Source organism: Orenia metallireducens (assembly GCF_001693735.1).
GTDB classification, from domain to species: Bacteria; Bacillota; Halanaerobiia; order Halobacteroidales; family Halobacteroidaceae; genus Orenia; species Orenia metallireducens.
Genome location: NZ_LWDV01000005.1, coordinates 54,199 through 73,620, shown reverse-complemented (window position 1 = coordinate 73,620; position 19,422 = coordinate 54,199). Strand labels below are relative to the sequence as shown.

General features: G+C 30.8%; 13 protein-coding genes, 1 pseudogene and 2 riboswitches. All 14 genes and pseudogenes read right to left on the bottom strand.

Translation table 11 applies throughout. The features are described 5' to 3' along the window. Positions 1-267: 267 nt before the first annotated feature. Positions 268-369, bottom strand: a riboswitch (purine riboswitch). A 209-nt stretch (positions 370-578) separates the two neighbouring features. The 14 genes and pseudogenes from U472_RS00945 to U472_RS00885 all read right to left on the bottom strand — a co-directional run bounded on the left by U472_RS00945 (position 579) and on the right by U472_RS00885 (position 19,347). Next, positions 579-1,238 (bottom strand): ATP-binding cassette domain-containing protein, encoded by a 660-nt coding sequence (locus U472_RS00945; protein WP_068714596.1) that lies wholly within the window; start codon positions 1,236-1,238, stop codon positions 579-581. A 1-nt stretch (position 1,239) separates the two neighbouring features. Beyond that, the gene (locus U472_RS00940; RefSeq protein WP_141677913.1) at positions 1,240-2,334 is read right to left on the bottom strand and encodes an ABC transporter permease family protein; all 1,095 of its coding nucleotides are present in this window, start codon (positions 2,332-2,334) and stop codon (positions 1,240-1,242) included. A gap of 33 nt (positions 2,335-2,367) precedes the next feature. Next, positions 2,368-2,979, bottom strand: coding sequence for a hypothetical protein (locus U472_RS00935; protein ID WP_068714592.1), 612 nt, complete (start codon positions 2,977-2,979; stop codon positions 2,368-2,370). 507 nt (positions 2,980-3,486) lie between these two features. Continuing rightward, positions 3,487-4,872: pseudogene (gene gdhA / locus U472_RS00930) on the bottom strand (NADP-specific glutamate dehydrogenase). 233 nt (positions 4,873-5,105) lie between these two features. Beyond that, complete coding sequence (locus U472_RS00925) at positions 5,106-5,933, bottom strand: hypothetical protein (protein WP_068714590.1); 828 nt, start codon at positions 5,931-5,933, stop codon at positions 5,106-5,108. A 143-nt stretch (positions 5,934-6,076) separates the two neighbouring features. Continuing rightward, entirely contained in the window at positions 6,077-6,811 is a 735-nt protein-coding gene (gene pflA, locus U472_RS00920; RefSeq protein ID WP_068714588.1) for a pyruvate formate-lyase-activating protein, read from the bottom strand. 165 nt (positions 6,812-6,976) lie between these two features. Further along, positions 6,977-9,193 (bottom strand): formate C-acetyltransferase, encoded by a 2,217-nt coding sequence (gene pflB / locus U472_RS00915; protein WP_141677912.1) that lies wholly within the window; start codon positions 9,191-9,193, stop codon positions 6,977-6,979. Between the two features lie 438 nt (positions 9,194-9,631). After that, positions 9,632-9,716, bottom strand: a riboswitch (ZMP/ZTP riboswitch). A gap of 81 nt (positions 9,717-9,797) precedes the next feature. After that, entirely contained in the window at positions 9,798-11,084 is a 1,287-nt protein-coding gene (locus tag U472_RS00910; RefSeq protein ID WP_068714583.1) for an adenylosuccinate synthase, read from the bottom strand. A 133-nt stretch (positions 11,085-11,217) separates the two neighbouring features. Continuing rightward, positions 11,218-12,513 carry an adenylosuccinate lyase gene (gene purB / locus U472_RS00905; RefSeq protein ID WP_068714581.1) on the bottom strand — a complete coding sequence of 432 codons (1,296 nt, stop codon included), beginning with the start codon at positions 12,511-12,513 and terminating at the stop codon, positions 11,218-11,220. Between the two features lie 552 nt (positions 12,514-13,065). Then, a complete protein-coding gene (locus U472_RS16070; RefSeq protein WP_218059016.1) occupies positions 13,066-14,088 on the bottom strand; it encodes a DUF4280 domain-containing protein in 1,023 nt (340 codons plus the stop codon). Between the two features lie 18 nt (positions 14,089-14,106). Further along, positions 14,107-17,271, bottom strand: a complete 3,165-nt coding sequence (locus U472_RS00895; protein WP_068714579.1) for a hypothetical protein — start codon at positions 17,269-17,271, stop codon at positions 14,107-14,109. 15 nt (positions 17,272-17,286) lie between these two features. After that, complete coding sequence (locus tag U472_RS00890) at positions 17,287-18,348, bottom strand: RHS repeat domain-containing protein (RefSeq protein WP_068714577.1); 1,062 nt, start codon at positions 18,346-18,348, stop codon at positions 17,287-17,289. A gap of 241 nt (positions 18,349-18,589) precedes the next feature. Beyond that, positions 18,590-18,712, bottom strand: a complete 123-nt coding sequence (locus tag U472_RS16065) for a cyclic lactone autoinducer peptide (RefSeq protein WP_083189679.1) — start codon at positions 18,710-18,712, stop codon at positions 18,590-18,592. Continuing rightward, the gene (locus U472_RS00885) at positions 18,709-19,347 is read right to left on the bottom strand and encodes an accessory gene regulator ArgB-like protein (RefSeq protein WP_068714575.1); all 639 of its coding nucleotides are present in this window, start codon (positions 19,345-19,347) and stop codon (positions 18,709-18,711) included. Before U472_RS00885 ends, U472_RS16065 begins: the two co-directional genes overlap by 4 nt. Between the last annotated feature and the right edge of the window lie 75 nt (positions 19,348-19,422).

The window sequence follows — 19,422 nt, the reverse complement described above, 5'->3', positions numbered from 1 at the left end:
TTCATGTGAAACATTTATATTCTTTTATCATCTTCTACATATAAAAAAGCCCAGACAGGGAACCTCTACTAACTAAGAGTAGAACCTCCCCGCCTGGGCTTTTATCCCTTCGGTGTAATAACTATAGCATCTGTACCGCTTGGACCAGCCACAAATACAGTTTACAGTTTATAATTTACAATCTACAGTTAAGTTCAAAATCATTGAATCTCTAAAAGATTGATTTTAATATCTTAACTATACCCTGTACACTGTCCTAGTGCGGAACCCTAGGTACACTTCCCTCATAGTCAGGTAGTTTACGGCTACCTGGTAGATACTTGTAAGCCCTATTCTTACATTTATATGAGGCATATTCGACTATTCTAGTCATATAATAACAAACTAAAAGGCCTTAGTCAATAAAAATCCGAATAATTAAAGAGAAGATAAGAATAAAATTCACTTATGTATCAATATATCCTTACAAATAAAGAGTTATCACTAAATTTAGTGATAACTCTTTATTTGTTGTTACTTATGCTTAGATAGTATTAATTCTCTATATAACTTTTCATAAGAATATAATAAATCCACAATTAAATATTTTCTATAAATTTCAAAGTTTTATCTTCAAATTTATATATTTCATCTGCATAATCACATAAATCTTTATCATGAGTAGCAATAAAAACCACTTTATTTTCTTTAACAGTATAATCTTTTATTAATTTAATAAGTTGAATTTTATTATCGCTATCTAGTGCAGAAGTAGGTTCATCTAATAATAATATATTACATTTTGATAATAACAGTTGCACTATAGCAAATCTTTGTCTTTGTCCAAAAGATAATTCATTCGGAAAATTATTTCTTAAATCCCATATCCCCAAATACCTACAAAAAGATTTAATATAATCAATATTTTCACTTTCTAAATTTAAATTCTCCAAACAAGTCATCCAATCAACTAAAGGGTAATTTTGAAATAATATAGAACACTCTGAAGACCTATATCTTATAAGATCATTTTCATTTAAATCATTACTCAAATTAAAGTTATTTATTTGAATATTGCCACTTGTACAAAAAATTAAACCATTTAATAAGTGTAATAAAGTACTTTTTCCTGAACCAGAATTGCCTAATAAAAATATTAATCTTGGGCTACTATTAATATCTAAGTTTATATTATGGAAAATTTCATCAGCATTTCTTTTCTCGCGTTTAAATTTAACATTCTCTAATTTTATTTTCATCTTATTCACCTATTATTTCTTTCAGTATATTATTTATATTTAGATTTTTTACAATAACTAAAATAGAGATTATTATTAAAGAAAATATTATAGGTAAAGTTAATAAAAATTCTCTACTTCCAATAGAAGCTAAGAAAACTCCTTTTTTGAAAACAACTATTTTAATTAAATATAAAATAATTTGTGAGAAACAAACGCCTAATAACCACCCTATAATCATTAACATACTTATTTCTTTTATAGTATAAAGAATTATTCTACTTAACTTTATCCCTTTAGAATAAAATAACGCGAATTCTTTTGCTCTATTCTTTAAAAATAAAAATACAAATAATATAATAATTAATATTAAAGAAACAGTCAATATAACAATTATTATTAGGATTAACTTATTTAAATTTCTATATTTTTCTCTATATCTCTTAATAAAACTTGTTTTCGTCTCTAACTTTATATTAAAATTGCTCTTATTAATAATATATCGGTTCATTTCCTTTAGCTTTCCTTTAACAGGAAAAGCAATATAGGAAAATGGTTGAGGACTTCTTCTTTGCCAATACTCAAAAGAAATTAATCCTACAGAAATTTTTCCATCAATAATTCCACTTATTTTGAATCTTCCCCATAAAAATTCATCTTCATCAATAGCTTTACCTATATAATCACCAATTTTTAAATTTCTTGCTTCAACTATATCTTTACTTAAAGCAATTTCTCTTGAACCTTTCTTTGGGAATTCTCCTTCTAATAATTCAGCATGAAAAAAACTTATAAAATCTTCTATATCCTCTATTTTTAAAGCAAATACAGGACGATATTCAGAATTTAAAATACCTGGCATTTTAATTATAGTATCATTGAAAGGTATATACCTTTCAATGATACTATAATTCTCTAACTTATCTAATATACTTGACGATAATATATTTGCTTTTGGTTGAATTATTGAAAAATTATCTAAAAGATTCCCCCATGCTCTAAGCTCTGATTCTGAAATATATCTAGTTAAACTCGAAACTAGAACAATCAAAGATATGACAATACAAATTAAACTAACTATAAAATAAGAACTAATCTTATTTCTTCTAATAGCCAATAGAAAAGATGGGAGCTTCAAATTCAACACTCCTTAAAACGGTAAATTTTGTATAATTTTATCTTGAGCTAAATTAATTGCTTCAATAAGAGCGGGTGCTTTTCCTAAAGTAGTTGCTGTTGTTTTTATCCCATCACTTGATGCTTCCCAAAGTGTCTTCCCAGAATCAACCCCTAGCATCGTATATCTAACAGTAACTCGTGTTTCTCCGCTGTTATTACCCCATCTACCATCTACTTGGTACATGTTAACAATTTCACCTTGAATTATTGCATCTACTCCCAGTGCATCACCTATTCTAAACAAAATTTCACCATTAGGAAATCCACTTATACTATAATCTTCTAAGAAATCTGCCCAATCATCTGCTAACTTTTGTTGGTTTAAAATTTCAAGAGCTTTTTGGGCACTAACTATTTCAATTGAAGGGTTCTTGGAATTAATCCCTTGCATTATTTTTCTATTTATCTGCATACTTTCACTTGGAGCTAATCTAGTATTTCTGATTGGAAAAACAGCTACCTTAGTAATTTTATTTTTATTAAATGATGGATCAGAATAAGTATTAATTGTTGCACTTTGACACCCCATAACCAATAATAATAATAATACATAACCTAATAGTATAATTTGTTTTCTATTCATCTTTTTCCTCCTAATTAATAATTTTATTTCTCACACAGATTAAACTTAATCTTCCCTCCTTTTTATAATTTTTATTAAGAAATATATTTAATAAAAAGTTTAACACATAATATACTTATACACTTATAATAATTTCACCTTCTTTTATTTCACAAAATATCAAATTAATCTATGTATTAATTAAAAATGTTTTTTTATGTAATAAATTATATAAATATAATACCAAAATTTTGTATCAAAATCAATTAAACCATTTTTTAAACTAATGTAAACTATATTTAACCGTAAACTTAAAAATGTTAGAAAATCAACAGTGAGTTATTAAATACAAAAATATCCTTTTTAGTATAATCCCTTTATAGTAAACACATTAAAAAAGTACCGTATAATTAGTGACAACTATTAAGTTGAACCAAAGTTAAAATAAGGTAAGTTATGTAAACTAATAAATTAAAAGAACAGCTGAATTATCAGCTGTCCTTTTATAATAATATTTTTGATTATTTTCTACACAATCCCTTGATCCATCATAGAATTAGCAACCTTTAAGAAACCTGCAATATTAGCCCCTGCTACTAAATCTCCTTCCCTACCATACTCTTTAGCAGTTTCACTTACAACTTTGTAGATGTTAATCATAATATTCTTTAATTGTTTGTCAACTTCTTTAAAGCTTCAAGAATCCCACATAGCATTTTGGCTCATTTCAAGAGCTGAAGTAGCAACACCCCCAGCATTAGCTGCTTTTGCTGGAATGAATCCTACTTTACTAGTTTTGAAAATTTCAATACCTTCTGGATTACATGGCATATTAGCACCTTCACCCACAACTATAATACCATTCTCTACAAGTACTTTAGCAGCTTTTTCATCTAATTCATTTTGAGTAGCACATGGTAATGCAATATCACAATCTATTGTTCAGATTGCAGAACTATCTGCAACAAATTCAGCCGCAGGATACTCTTTAACATATTCTTTAATCCTACCGCTTTCTACCTCTTTAATCCTTTTGACTGTATCAAGTTTAATCCTTTTGACTGTATCAAGTTTAATCCTTTTGACTGTATCAAGTTTAATCCCTTCTGGATCATATATATATCCACCAGAATCACTAACAGCTACTACCTTTCCACCTAATTGCTGTACCTTTTCAATTGCATAAATGGCTACATTACCAGAACCAGAGACTACAACTGTCTTACCTTCAAAAGTCTCCCCTTTATCTCTTAGCATCTCTTCTACTATATAAACCAATCAATATCCAGTAGCTTCTATTCTACCAAGACTTCCTCCCCAGTTTAAACCTTTTCCTGTCAAAACCCCTGCATCAAAAGAATTCTTAATTCTCTTATATTATCCAAACATATAGCCAATTTCACGACCACCAACACCAATATCTCCAGCAGGGACATCAGTACTTGGTCCAATATAGCGATAAAGCTCTGTCATAAAGCTTTGACAGAATCTCATAACTTCACCATCAGATTTACCTTTAGGGTCAAAGTCACTACTACCTTTTCCCCCACCAATTGGACGACCAGTTAAGGCATTTTTAAAGATTTGTTCAAACCCTAAGAACTTAATAATCCCAGTATATACTGATGGATGAAACCTTAACCCACCTTTATAGGGTCCAATAGCACTATTAAATTCAATCCTAAAGCCACAGTTAACCTGTACATTCCCACTATCATCTACCCACGGTACTCTAAATATAATCTGCCTTTCTGGCTCAACAATCCTCTCTAAAATACCAGCTTCTTTATATGCAGGGTGCTTCTTCAAAACTACCTCTAAAGATTCTAAAACCTCTTTTACAGCTTGATGAAATTCTGGTTCATTTGGATTTCTTTCTATTACTTTCTCTAGTACTTTAGAGATATATTCCATATTCCCCTCCTAATCTTCAGTCTTAAAAAATGGCATAACTATTAAACAGACTTAATTTTATTCTACTTTGATTTATATTATATAAAGAGGATAAAAATTCACTATTTATAATATGAATTTATAGTTATTTACTTTTAATTTATTTATAACTTAATTAATATATGATGTAGTTTAGTATTGAGCATAATACAATAAATAATATTAAAGGTAGACCATTTGGTCTACCTTTAATATTATTTAGATTCTTCTAATTCTTTTACCTTCTTTAAAATCAACTCTCCCTTAACCTTAATAACCTCTTTTATTTGTTTTTTAACTGCTTGTTCTAAATCCTCTACTGCTTTATTCAGTTCCTTAACTTTATTCTTCATCTTCTTATCATTTTCAAAGTTAAACTCTATCTGTGGTAATATCTCTTTAATTTTATCTATATCTTCTACTTGTTTAGAGGTATTCTCTTTAGTATCTATTAGAAAACTAAGATACATTATATCCCTTGTATATGCTTCTACTTTCTTTAATAGAGTTTTTATTTTTGAATTATAATTACTATATAAATCAGCTATCTCTAGATTAAATTGATTTATCTTCAATAAAGTAGCAAGTAATTTTTCATCATTGGATATCTCTGTTAGATCATTCAATTCTTTTTCTATAGAGTTTATCTTCTGCTTATCTATCATCTCTTTACTTTCATAACTATTCCAACTTTGGTGTAAACTTTTAACTTCTTCATTAACTTTCTTCCAACTTTTCGTTAAAGCATCCTCTAATTTCTTCATCTTCTTTTCATTGTTATTAGATTCTTGCTTCTTAGTAGATTTATCATTTTCAGAACTTTTATTCTCTGCTTTCTTCTTCTCTTCTTGTACCTTCTCATAATCTTTTTCTAATTTAGTTATAATCTTTTCAACACTCATACTAATATCTATCAAAGAGTTTGGAGGATAATTTTCATTAACTTTACTTTCTTGCTTTTCTTCTTGCTTTCCACTACATCCAACCAATTGAATGAGAACTAAGCTTATAATTAGACATAATAAAACTCTTTTAACCTTCATTCTTGCCACTCCTAATCAACTATTTTCTTTTAGTATAATACTAATGCCAATTTAATATTCAAGATAGATAAGATAGTAATGAGTAACCAATAACAAAAAAGAGTCAGGCAGCTAAATAAGCTGCCTGACTAATAAAAATAGATCTATTTAATTACAGTATTGATTCCTTTTTGAATAAATATCTCTTTGAACTCTTCCATCTTCTCCTTACTAGGAGGTTTAACGTCTTTTAACTGATAATCTAACCCAATTGTCTCCCACTTATGAACTCCTAATTCATGATAAGCTATTAACTCAACTTTCTCTAAATTATCTAAAGGTGCTAATAATTCAGTTAACCTCTCTATATACTCTACCTTATCATTGATTCCAGGTACAACTACATGCCTAACCCAAAAACTTTTACCTTTCTCTTCTAATAAATTCAAAATCTCTAAAATCTTTTGATTGCTAACCCCTGTCAACTCTTGATGTTCAATATCATCTATATGCTTAATATCTAATAAGACTAAATCAATATAAGGTAATAGTGATTCAAATTTATCTTTATCTATATATCCAGAAGTATCTAGTGCAGTGTGAAGTTCTTCTTCTTTACATCTCTTTAATAGTTCTAATACAAAATCTATTTGTAAAGTGGGCTCACCACCTGAGATGGTCACCCCTCCCTTAGACCTACTAATAAAAGGTTTACACCTTAATATCTTACTCATTAACTCCTCTACCTCTATCTCTTGACCATCAGTCATACACCAAGTATCTGGATTGTGACAATATTTACATCTAAGAGGGCATCCTTGAGTAAAGACAACATACCTAATTCCAGGTCCATCTTGAGTACCTAAACTTTCAACTGAATGAATCCAACCTTTTGCCATTATAATCCCCCACTTTCTATTTCGCCTTTAAATTTGGAATATAAAACTATCCATAATATTACTATCTCCTAAAACTTAGATAAAATATTAATAAAACAAAATACATATAAAAGAAATTAGGAGATGAATAATTCATCCCCTAATTCTTTAATCAAATCTATTCAATTACATACTCTTATGGAAAGTTCTTGCGATTACTTCCTGTTGTTGTTCTGGAGTTAATCTAATAAAGTTTACTGCATATCCAGAAACTCTAATAGTTAATTGTGGGTACTTCTCTGGATGCTCTACCGCATCTAATAATGTCTCACGTTGTAGTACATTAACGTTTAAGTGATGAGCATCTTGATCAAAGTATCCATCTAAGATAGATACTAAGTTATTAATCTGTTCTTCTTCATCAGATCCTAATGCCTTAGGAACGATAGAGAAAGTATTTGAGATACCATCTTGACAATAATCATATGGTATCTTAGCTACAGAGTTCAAAGATGCAACTGCACCAGAAGTATCACGTCCATGCATTGGGTTCGCACCTGGAGCAAATGGCTCTCCAGCTTTACGTCCATCAGGAGTAGAACCTGTCTTCTTACCATAGACTACATTAGATGTAATTGTTAATACAGACATTGAATGTTTAGCATTTCTATATAGCTTATGCTTTTGTAACTTAGTCATAAATCTCTTAACAACATCTACAGCTAAACTATCTACACGGTCATCATCGTTACCATATTTAGGAAAATCACCTTCGATTTCAAAGTCAACAATAATTCCTTCTTCATTTTTAATAGGTTTAACTTTAGCATATTTAATAGCACTTAAGGAGTCAGCAATAATTGATAATCCTGCTACACCAAATCCCATAATTCTTCCTACTTCACTATCATGTAGTGCCATCTGTACAGCTTCATAAGCATACTTATCATGCATATAGTGAATGATATTTAATGCATCTACATACTGCTCAGTCAACCAGTCTAGGAATCTATCAAATTGATCCATTACTTTATTAAATTCTAGAACTTCTCCAGTATAAGGAGTAAACTCTGGTCCTACCTGTACACCAGTCTTCTCATCACGTCCACCATTTAATGCATAAAGTAATGTTTTAGGTAAGTTACATCTAGCTCCAAAGTATTGAATCTCTTTACCAGAATCCATAGCAGATACACAACATGCAATACCGTAGTCATCACCAAAGTTAGGTCTCATAATACAATCATTTTCGTATTGAACAGAGCTTGTATCTTTAGAAACTTTAGCGCAGAAATTCTTAAATCCTACTGGCAGTCTTTCAGACCATAAAACTGTTAAGTTTGGTTCTGGAGCTGGTCCTAAGTTGTATAATGTATTTAAAATTCTAAAGCTTGTTTTACTTACTAATGGACGACCATCAATACCCATTCCACCAACTACTAGAGTTACCCAAAGTGGATCTCCACTGAATAAATCATTATAAGATGGTGTTCTTAATTGACGAGCTAATCTTAATTTAACTACAAAGTCATCAACTAACTCTTGAGCTTCTTCTTCTGTTAATTTACCTTCTGCAATATCATTTTCAATATAGATATCAAAGAATTCAGAAACTCTACCTAAGGACATTGCAGCACCGTTATTCTCTTGGATAGCTGCTAAGTATCCCATATAAGTCCATTGAATTGCTTCATAAGCATTCTCCGCTGGACGACCTAAGTCTAATCCATAAGTCTCTCCTAATCCTTTTAATTTCTTTAAAGCTCTAATTTGATCAGATATCTCTTCTCTTAGACGAATAACCTCCTCAGTCATTGGTCCAGTTAAGTGAGCTTTATCCTCTTGTTTAGCTTCAATTAATTTATCTATTCCATATAAAGCTACCCTTCTATAATCACCGATAATTCTTCCACGCCCATAAGCATCTGGTAAACCAGTAATTACACCAGAACGGCGAATCTCTCTTAATTCAGGAGTATATACATCAAATACACCGTCATTATGAGTCTTTCTATAGGTAGTAAAAATCTCCTTAATCTTATCATTTACGCTATACCCATAAGCTTCAGCAGCTTGATTGGCCATTCTGATTCCACCATAAACATTTAAAGTTCTCTTTAAAGGTGCATCAGTCTGCAATCCAACAATCTTCTCTAGATCTTTATCTATATATCCTGCATCGTAAGCATTTATATCAGCTACTGTATCAACATCAACATCTAAAACTCCACCATTTTCAATCTCTTTCCAGATTAATTCAGAACATTTTTCCCAAATCTTTGTAGTTCTTTCAGTAGGCCCTGCTAAAAAAGAGTCATCACCTTCATAAGGAGTATAATTCTTTTGGACAAAATCCCTAACATCAATCTCTTGTTCCCATTTACCACTCTTAAAGTTAGCCATTGTAATCCCCCTCATCCTATATTCTTATATAATTAAATGATAATAATTATCGTTATGAACAGATTATAACATATAATGATTCTAATTTCAATCAATTCCAGAATCATTAATAATGAATCTCTTTATCAAAACTATTATAATTTATATTACCATACTTTCCATAAATAAGATGTGAATTATGTCACACTTATCATTTAATATTATATTGTTAAAAAATTATCATTTATTTGCAGTGATAATAACTATATATCTTGTTTAAATAATAACATAAGCTATTTTTATAGTCAATTAAATTAGTTTTTTAGTGAAAACATAAAATTTTCACACAATTCAAACTCAAATAACAATTTCAACAACATTTTTTATGTTATTTATTTATCAAGGTTCAATTTGAATAAATTTTAACAAAAAATAAGCCCGCCTGAATAATGATTAATAATTCATTATCCAGGCGGGCGATTTTTAAATAGATTATACTCCCCCATGGTTAATTCCATGCTTTCCGCCAGTTGTATAATCTTTTATATTCTTTTATACTTTTATTATATCCAATCTATCAATAAATATCAAATAATTAAAGCCTTATTTTATTTAATAATTATTCTTAGTCTAATAAGTTATCTAATACAATTGTTTGTTTTCTTTTTGGTCCTAGTGATATAATGGATATTTTAACTCCTGTTAATTCAGAGATGCGTTCTAAATACTTCTTAGCATTCTCAGGTAATTTATCATAAGCTTCAATATCACTTGTTTTAGACTGCCATCCAGGTAAGGTCTCATATACCGGTTTACATTCTTTTAATATTTCCTCTTTAGTTGGGAATTCTGTAATGATCTCACCTTGATAATCATAACCAGTACAGATTTCAATCTCCGCTAATTCATCTAGTACATCTAACTTAGTAATTGCTAAACTAGTCAACCCATTAATTCGAGCAGCATATTTTACAATTACAGCATCAAACCAGCCACAACGACGAGCTCGTCCAGTAGTTGTACCAAATTCATGACCTACCTTTCTTAGATATTCACCCATCTCACCTGTTAATTCAGCAGGAAATGGTCCTTCACCTACACGGGTAGTATAAGCCTTAACTATCCCCAATACTTCATTTATCTTAGTAGGTCCCACACCTGTACCACTACAAACCCCACCAGTTGTTGGGTTAGATGATGTTACGAATGGATAAGTACCATGATCAATATCTAAAAGAGTTCCTTGAGCACCTTCAAATAAGATGTTATTACCCTTCTCAATCTCTTGATTAATCAATAATGAAGTATCGGTAATATAATCTTTAATCCTTTCAGCATAAGTTAAGTATTCTTCAACTATCTTACCAGCATCAAAGGTATCTAATCCATATACCTTATCTAAGATTAAGTTCTTTAGCTCAACAGCTTCTTCAACCTTTGTTCTAAAGATATCAGTATCTAATAGATCTTCCATTCTAATACCCATTCTTCCAATCTTATCCATATATACTGGCCCAATTCCTTTACCAGTAGTTCCAATCTTACTATTGCCCTTTCTCATCTCTTCTGCCTTATCCAATACTCTGTGATATGGCATAATTATATGAGCTTTAGAACTAATATATAAATTATTAACCTCTACTTCCTTTTTAGCCAAATAGTCTAGCTCTTCAATTAATACTTTAGGATCTACAACTACACCATTACCTATTACACATTTAGTATCATCATAAAGAATCCCAGAAGGAATTAGATGTAGCTTATATTCTTTATCACCTACTACTACAGTATGACCAGCATTATTACCACCTTGATAACGAACTACTAAGTCAGCCTCTTTACCAATCATATCAGTTATTTTACCTTTTCCTTCGTCTCCCCATTGAGTCCCTACTACAACTATAGTTGACATTTAACAAGCCTCCCTAAATGTAAAATGTACAATGTACATTTTACAATTTATAATTAAAATCTATTATTAAAAAATAAATAATATTATTAGCTCTCTTTACGCTTATCTATTGTACATTGTCAATTATAAATTATTATTCAAGTCCAAGTCTTTGATAAATCACATCTATATTCTTTAAATGATAAGAATAATCAAATATCTGCTCTACTTCTTCTTTATTCATATGTTCCATTAGTTCACTATCTGCTAATAATAATTCTTTAAAGGTCTTCTCACTATTCCAAGCTTTAAGAGCATTACGTTGTACGATAGCATAAGCATCATCTCTTAATAGTCCTTTATCTACTAAAGAGAGCATTACTTTCTGCGAGAAGATAAGCCCCTTAGTCTTAGCTAAATTAGCTTCCATATTCTCTTCATATACAGCTAAATTATCGACTACATCAGTAAATTTATTTAACATATAATCAATCAAAGTACTACTATCAGGTAAAACTATCCTTTCAGGAGAAGAATGGGTCAAATCACGCTCATGCCATAGATTTACATTATCAAAACCTACATTAGCATTTGCTTTAAGAACTCTAGATAATCCGGAAATTCTTTCACAAGTAATTGGATTCTTCTTATGAGGCATTGCTGAAGAACCTTTTTGACCTTTTTTGAAGCTCTCTTCAATCTCTAAAATATCCGTTCTCTGTAAGTTACGAATCTCTGTAGCAAACTTATCTAAAGAACTAGCGATAATAGCCAATACACTTAAGTATTCAGCATGACGGTCTCTTTGTAAAATCTGAGAAGAGATTGCAGCAGCTCTTATCCCTAGTTTTTTACAAGCTAACTCTTCTACCTTGGGACTAATATTAGCAAAAGTTCCTACTGCTCCAGATATCTTCCCTACACTAATTCTCTCTAGCAATTGTTCCACCCGTTCAATATGGCGATTAACCTCTGAGTACCAGTTAGCCAACTTTAATCCTAAAGTAACTGGCTCAGCATGTACTCCATGGGTCCGTCCAATCATTACTCTCATCTTATATTTTTTAGCTTGCCTAGCTAAAGCCTGCTTTAATTCCTGCAAATCATCTAATATCAGCTCTAAACTCTCTTTCATCTGTAAAGCCCGTGCAGTATCTTTAACATCAGAGGATGTCAAACCCATATGTATATACTTGGATTCCTCTCCTAAACTTTCTGCAACAGCTGTTAAGAAGGCCAAAATATCATGGCGAGTCTCTCTTTCTATCTCTTTAATTCTATCTACACTAAAGGATGCATTCTCTCTAATTTTATCCATATCATCTTGAGGTATCTCTCCAGTCTCTGTTAAAGCTTCACAGACTGCTATTTCAATATCCAACCATTTATTAAATTTATTCTCTTCATCCCAAATTTTCTGCATCTTTGGCAAAGTATATCTATTTATCATTTATCTATCCTCCTAGCAGTTAATTTTAATACTGTATCATCAAAAACTTCAGTTACTAACTATCATTTATAAAATTTAAAATAAGCTAGTAATTTATAAACAATAGTTAATAACCAAGATTCAATGTTAGTAAATTATTATTCAACATTAATATGATAGCAAACAATTAAATAAAAGTCAACGATAAGTCGAATTTTAATGATTTTTAAATTATTAATATTCGTATATTTTATTAATTTACTATGTTAAAGGACAAGAGTAAAATGGGCTACCGCCCAGTCTCTTCTTATCTGAGGAAAAGTGGGAGTTTTTTCTCTTTTATCTTTCCTCTTCTCTCTAGGTCTAACGACCACTTCGCAATAAAAAATATCTCCTAAAATTAGGAGAAGCTCACCTTACTTGTTTTGTACGAAGAGTAATTGAAACTTATTACTCGTAGGGTATTTTATTACCTGTAGGGCACAAAGAGTTGATAAACCCAGAGAGGACTGGGAATTATGTAATGATTTTTGTAATAATTAAAAAGATATCTTTACTTATAAAAATACATACCTATCCCTTAACTAAACCTTGACCTGGATCAGTAATCTTTATCATCCCTGCATAGGCACAGGTCAATTTGGAGCTTTCCAACAAAGCAGGATTTCCTGCTACCTTAACATCTGTCTTCCCACCTGTCCAAGGTGCTACGATATTGGGTACACAAGGCATCGGCTTTAATTTTCCTTTATTAGCCGCTGTAGCTGCTGCTACCGTAGGATTAGCCATGCTCTTGCATTTACCAAAGGGCTGAATATTAGCCATAGGCTTATAATCCATCATAGTAGCTACCAAGTTACCTTGCATCTTAATGTTATGACCTGCTACCACTTTTAGTGACCCTTCTTTGTCGCCTTGACTACACTCTAACTTAGCCCCTGCACAGACATATAACTTACTTCCACTAGCCCCTAAGCTAGTAGGAGAGCTACTCTCTTTACTTTCTTGCTTATTACTCTCTTGATTTTCTGACTTGGATTGACTGCTACTGCTTGTACCTCCTGCCACAGTCCTAGTAGTACTTTGGTCTTGTTTATCTTTTTGACTCTCTTCTTCTTGAGTTTGTTCTTCCTTTACTTCCTCAGGAAATTTTATCTTCTCTCCAGCATAAATCCATAAGAACTCATTTTGAATTCTATTATCTTCATCTAGGAATTTATTCTCTTCTAAAGCTAAAACATCCTCCTTAGAAGCCTTTTTCCCATCTTTAGTAACTATCTTATCACCTTCTAAGTAATAAGGAGCTGGTTCTTCAAGCCATAAACCAAAATCTCCTTCTTGGAAATTTTCTATCGGCAATTGACTACCTTTCAGATCTTCTTCTGAATTAATTATAATCATCAACTCATCATTAGATAGTTTTTCATACTCATTGCCATAAATATCAATATACTCATTTTTCGAATTCTCTTTAGCTTTTATTCCTTTACCTATTAAAGTATCACCAAGTTTTATTTTAGCTTTCCCTTCTCTTTGTTTGCTATCTTCTTTATAATCATTATTTTTGTCCTTCTTAAAACCATATACTATCTCCATAATAAAAGCCTCCTTATCTTAAGCACTCTGTCCTCCACTCCCACTTAAATAGCCTATCTGAATTGGTAAATTAATACCATAATCTCCGTTTCTAAATTTTTTGATTTCTATAGTGTATCCCTCTTCTTTATTCTTCTGAACTGTTCCTTCAGGATCAGAAATAACTAGCGTCTGTCCATATTTTATAGTTAAAGTAGTACCTTTTAATAAATAATAATTCCTATAATTGTCTTTAAATTCATTCTGCTTATTATTTCTTAAATAGTTCCTAATATCTACTTCTCTACTACTAGAGCCATTTATAAAGATAGTTCCTTCCCCATTAGAATCGTTATAGATATAACAATTGTTCCCTTCATCAAACTTATATTCTTTATGATAATTGTTTACATTTACTACATTATCCCTTCCATATAAAACTGGATATTCAACTTCAAATCTTAATCCAAAATCTCCATTTTTGAAATCTTCTATTAAAATAGAGTTTTTATATAAAACCTCCCCTTGATTACCTGAATAATCTCCATATTGAATTAATACCATATTTCCATCCAATGTATACAGATAATATATATCTTCAAATTCCTTATCAGAATAAAGGTAATATTCTTTGCCTTGAGCAGAACCAGCTTCTCCTATAAATTCAATCTCTCTTCCTATTACTTGACCATCTAATGTTATCGCTTCTCCGCCTTTACCTAAATACTCTTTTATTTCTTCAGTTTCTTGTACAAAGGCTGGCTCACCAACACCTTGCTTATTAGAACCAAAGCTACCATGTACTACATTATAAACCTTTGGCAAGAAGATTCCATAATCATTATTTTTAAAGTTTTCAATCTTTAAAGAATCTCCTTTTCCATAATTTATAATTAGATTGTTCGATTTAGGATAATATTTATATTCTACAGTAAAGAGAACCTCTTTTTTATCCTCATCCTTATAAATCTCTTCCTCATACTCTACTCTCTCATCTTCTTCTCGAACAAGTTTCTTCTTTAAATTTAAATTTTGACCCACTTTATGACCATTAATCAAAATATCTCCAATTCCCTTATTACCATCACCATAATCTTTTCTAGCTCCAAAACCAGCCAAATATTCAAACTTATCACTAGGATCTTTATCTTCTTTTAAGTTAAGTAGTTTTAATAATAAGTCTACTTTATCTCCTTTTTTATCTTCTAAACTTCCTTCTAAAATATTATAAGTAGAGCTGAAAAATTGATGGTCTTGATACTTACTTGATAAGATTAAATAATTATCTTTAAAGTCTTTTTCATTATCACTAAAAATATTTCCAGTTAAACCTTTTTTCAAATAATTATCTTCATAGATAAACTGATTATACTTTTTATCTAAAATATCTTTATAAGTTATCTGATTCTTTTCTAAATCTAGATTATATTCTGCTGCCTGCTTGTCCAGTATACTTATGTGAGTTATTAAATAATAGTCCCAATTTACCCTATCCCAACCTTCACCAACCTCTATACCTTGTTTTAATAATTTCCTTAAATAATTATCACCAAATTTTTTCAATCTTCCAAAATAGGAGTCTGGTGCTAAATTACGGACTGTTCTTTTGGCTTCAAAAGGGAAAAAGACAACATGTTTTTCTCCTATTTTATAGGTATGGATAATAATTTGATTCTTCTTGTCACTATCGAGGCTATGGATTAATCTTGGAACATCTTTCTTATACTCTACATCTTTAAAGGAGGTCAATACATACTCTTCTTCTCCTGTTGCTTGATTAGTTTTCTTATTAAAGACATTATCTATTATCTTATTCATGATAACTTTATATCCAGAATGACTAACCCCTTCTGAATAGATGGGATTACTAAACTCAAAGAAAGCTACAAAGTTCTGGTCTCTACCATTCTCATCTTCTTGAATCATTAAATTACCGATTGCCGGAACACTTCCATAGTAGCATTTTACTCCTTTGACCTCATTTTTGTACTTTTCTTTATCTTGAGGGTTAAGACCCTTTAAAACACCTTTAAAGTTAAGGTCTTTTAGATTTTCGCCAACTATTTCAAACATATCTCCTACTGCTGGTCCGTCAATCTCTAACTCTGCTATCATCTTATCTTCTGAATTTGTTGCAAATAACATAGAGATATTATCGTTTCCAAAGAATAATTTCTTTAGATTAAATTGTTTTTCTAAAGCATTTTTAATCTCTTTAACAACTTGTTTAGAATTGACTTCACCATCTTCCATCTTACCCTTAACTGCTTCTCTAACACCCATAGAAAGAGGTTGAGCTGACAAACATAATGTACCACCTAATAAAACTAACTGCAATATACAGGTTTTGATAAATGAAGTTCCTAAACACATAATCATTCCCATGGTTCTAGCTGCAATACGATTTAGTTGTATTTCACGATTTAGTGTTCTTAGGAAATCCCTTTCAGTAATCATTCCACTTCGCAGTTGTTTTCTTACTTCTAATATCGCTGGTCCATAAACAGCAGCAAAATTACCTGCAATCTTTTTAATAAGATCTTTGGAGATGTTTTCACCAAACTTTACTTTTTCTATTAATTCACTGTATGTTCCAGACTTCCATTCTTCTCCTGCTTCATTATAAACTATTCCTGCCATAAGTTTCATTGCTTCAGCTATATTATTAGCTTGTTTTTTCTCAATCTCTTCTTTAGCATAGACCCCTTTATCTACTAAATTACTAGTTCCAGTATCATCTATTCCTACTACTACATCCTTAGCTCCATCCTTTCCAATCTCTTTACTTATTCCTAAGGCTACCTCACTAACACTTTCTCCCAAAACTTCAACTGCACTGTCCCAAGAATCTGCAAAGGTCATCCCCCAATCTGATAAATAATATAAGTCATTCTCTAACATATCTCTTGCTTCCTGGTCATTAGCGTTGAAAGCTTGGGTGTAATCATCGGCTTCTTTATTTGCTTTTCTTAGATTTTCTCTTTCACTATCACCATCATTCCAATTATAAGGAACTAATTCAATTTCAGAAGATACTATCGGTTGACCGTTCTCTACATCATAGAGATAAAAGTGTCCTGAATTCATAAATTCCTCAAGGTCTTCATCATAATCTCTTCCAAAACCAACTACTTTACCACTTTTAATTTTTAAATCATTTATTCTTTTATTGATATTTTCTATTAACTTTTCTTCTCTATTCATATTTTTTCCTTTCTTCTAGTTTAATTTTTTATATTGATATTCCTTCCAACTATTTTTTGCATCTTCTTTTAATAAATTAATCCCTTGTCCTTTTATTATGTTATCATTTTTATCATATTCCCATATTGTCTTATACTTACCTATGATTTTACCGTCCTCATTCTTTACTATACGTAAAACTTGCTTTCCTTTATCATTATATTTATATTCTTCCCAATCTAATATCATCCCACTTCTACTTTTCTGTATATATTTCGTTTTATTCCCATCTTCATCATATTCAAATATAAATGAACCATAATCATCTTCTACAATTGATTTCCTTAATGTTCCATCTTTATATTCATTTTTAAAGAATGCCTTATCAGTAACTTCTCCTTCTTCATTTTTTTCAGTTGTTTCTGTAACATTTCCATATTTATCTCGTTTTGCTGTTTCTATTTTTTTTCCATGGTATTCATTTTTTATTCTTTTTATCCACTTTCCGTCTTCATCAAAATAATACTCTTCTTTATAACCATTAGCATGCTCTGTATATCTTGATTTTATATTTCCATTACTATGATACTTAAACCTCATCCATCTAACTTTCTTACCTTCTTCATTCTTCTCTTCAAAATATACTAGTTGATTCTTATCATTGTATTGATAGCTACTTGTCCCTTTATTTAAGTACATATTTTCATGGACTACTCTCTTTTTATTCAATTCTTTTAAATCATAAGTCCCTCCTCTCCAAGAGTACTTAGTCCAATCATCTACTACTTTAAGTACTTTTCTCTCTACTAGTAAGCCTTTATCATTATATCTATACTTCTTATGCTCTATTACCTTACCAGCTTCATTTTTGTAAATCACCTCAATTATTTGACCATAATCATTATAGTCATAATCTACTGTACCATAAACTTTTCCATCTGAATCTATTAATCTTTCTTGTACTAATACATACTCTGGTATATCTTCTGGCTTTATTACTTGCTGGTCTTGTCTAGTCTGTTCTACTTGACAAGCAGTCAGCGTAAAAGCTAAAGTGAATAATATAAGTAAGACTAGTATTTTATTACATATTTTCATTTTATTCAATTCTCCCCCTTTTTCTGATATAATCTCGCCACAAGCTAAAGCATGTGGCTTAAGTTTTATTTAAATGAAGATAAATATAAATATTATTAATGAGATTAGTAATAAGCTATTCTATCTTTTCACAAATTCAATCACCTCCTAATCTATAGATTTGAAAAATAATAAATTATTAAGAAGAGAAATAAAAAAATTAAAACTGATCCCTAGCTAAGGACCAGTTTTAATTTAACTCTTACTTATCTTCTTTTAAAGCCTCAGGCAACTCAGGTTGGTAAGATCCCATAGTGCATGCAGCAGCTACATTCTGCTCAGCTGATCTCTTTAACAGCTTAGCCACAATCTCTTTTACCTTCATCGACTCACCCCCCTTCTTATACTATCTACCCTTATATACTCTTTATTAAATAATTTATAAGCTAGCGGAGTTATAGTAAACATCTGCCAAATAACCCCAAATAGACTACTTAAGACATAGCTATCTACCTCTAATGTTAAATATAAACTAAAATCAATCACTAATACAATAAAGAAAACAACAAAAGAATAGATCTTTAACCTAACCCGTTTAGGTAGAGAAGTCAGTGGTTTCTCCTTCACCCCTGCTGGGGTATAACAATAAATGAGAATAGCCCCTACTAACAGTACCATCCATAACAATATAAAGATAATTTCCCTATCTATACTTACTGCTAAATAATCGGCTAAAAGTCCTGACCCCACAGAGACCACCGCCCCCAATAAAGCACACCTTAGAACGGTAGAGGCATGAAACCCCCCTGAGAACCTTCTAATTATACCGATACTAATTACAGTAGTTACTGCCAATCCAGGTACACCGACAATTCCCCCTAAAACCACTACTGCTAGTAAGTCGATGATAGTTACTAATATCATCCTCAGCCCATAACCCATTATCTCTCTCTCATCATCAGAGTAATCTCTATAATAATAAGCAACTACTTTATTACTTAACAATCCTAACTTGTCCATCTTTCACCCCCGCTAATTAGATATTATTATTCCTTTTTAGATTAAGTTTTCCTTTTAAAGGTATCTAGCAAAGAT

Excerpts from the sequence above, each read along its gene's own strand:
- U472_RS00895 (WP_068714579.1), bottom strand. The coding sequence starts at position 17,271 with ATGAATAGAGAAGAAAAGTTAATAGAAAATATCAATAAAAGAATAAAT.
- pflB (WP_141677912.1), bottom strand. The coding sequence starts at position 9,193 with ATGGCTAACTTTAAGAGTGGTAAATGGGAACAAGAGATTGATGTTAGG.
- purB (WP_068714581.1), bottom strand. The coding sequence starts at position 12,513 with ATGATAAATAGATATACTTTGCCAAAGATGCAGAAAATTTGGGATGAA.
- U472_RS00945 (WP_068714596.1), bottom strand. The coding sequence starts at position 1,238 with ATGAAAATAAAATTAGAGAATGTTAAATTTAAACGCGAGAAAAGAAAT.
- U472_RS00890 (WP_068714577.1), bottom strand. The coding sequence starts at position 18,348 with ATGAAAATATGTAATAAAATACTAGTCTTACTTATATTATTCACTTTA.
- U472_RS00885 (WP_068714575.1), bottom strand. The coding sequence starts at position 19,347 with ATGGACAAGTTAGGATTGTTAAGTAATAAAGTAGTTGCTTATTATTAT.
- U472_RS16070 (WP_218059016.1), bottom strand. The coding sequence starts at position 14,088 with ATGGAGATAGTATATGGTTTTAAGAAGGACAAAAATAATGATTATAAA.
- U472_RS16065 (WP_083189679.1), bottom strand. The coding sequence starts at position 18,712 with ATGAAGGTAAAAGAGATTGTGGCTAAGCTGTTAAAGAGATCAGCTGAG.
- U472_RS00925 (WP_068714590.1), bottom strand. The coding sequence starts at position 5,933 with ATGAAGGTTAAAAGAGTTTTATTATGTCTAATTATAAGCTTAGTTCTC.
- U472_RS00935 (WP_068714592.1), bottom strand. The coding sequence starts at position 2,979 with ATGAATAGAAAACAAATTATACTATTAGGTTATGTATTATTATTATTA.
- pflA (WP_068714588.1), bottom strand. The coding sequence starts at position 6,811 with ATGGCAAAAGGTTGGATTCATTCAGTTGAAAGTTTAGGTACTCAAGAT.
- U472_RS00910 (WP_068714583.1), bottom strand. The coding sequence starts at position 11,084 with ATGTCAACTATAGTTGTAGTAGGGACTCAATGGGGAGACGAAGGAAAA.